Consider the following 647-nt stretch of genomic DNA (forward strand, 5'->3'; position numbering starts at 1 on the left):
ACGGATTAATCATTTCAATCGGTTTTTTTCCATCAATTCCCTGATGTGGTCTTTCATGGTTGTAATAGTAGAGGTATTGTAACAATTCCTCTTTTAACTCTTCTTTGGAATCAAAGTCGGTCTCTCTTAATAAATCATCTTCGAGAGTTCTCCAAAAGCGCTCTACCTTGCCATTTGTCTGTGGCCTGTATGGACGCGTATATCTGTGAACAATTCCTAATTCGATCAGCATTCTCTCAAAAGGATGCTGGTATTTTTGTTTACTGGTTTTGATTCCAAATTCAGCTCCATTATCAGACAGGACTTCTTCAAATTTTATATCATAATGGTCGCTTAAGATGTTTAAGCATTTTAATGTAGCGAACATAACCGTTAAACTGGTAATGTCTGGAATCAATTCTGCCCAGGCAATTCTGCTGTAATCATCTATTACACATACTAAATAGAGTTTTTTATTTTCCCCTTTAATTATGCTTTTGCTTAAATAATGGCAATCAATATGTCCAAGCTGTCCCATTCTTTCCTTGATTATTTTTTGATAATTCTTTTTAATCTTCGGAGTTAACCTATTTATTTTATTGCGTTTTAAAATGTTATAAACTCCTGAATGTGAGGGTGTATTTTTTCCTAATTTGGGCTTTAAGATA

General features: G+C 33.7%; 1 protein-coding gene. It reads right to left on the bottom strand.

The window, feature by feature from the left end; genetic code table 11:
- The coding region (locus tag PMI10_RS00270; RefSeq protein ID WP_162129553.1) for an integrase core domain-containing protein at positions 1-647 on the bottom strand (647 nt) is incomplete at both ends.

The organism is Flavobacterium sp. CF136 (assembly GCF_000282055.1).
Lineage (GTDB): Bacteria > Bacteroidota > Bacteroidia > Flavobacteriales > Flavobacteriaceae > Flavobacterium.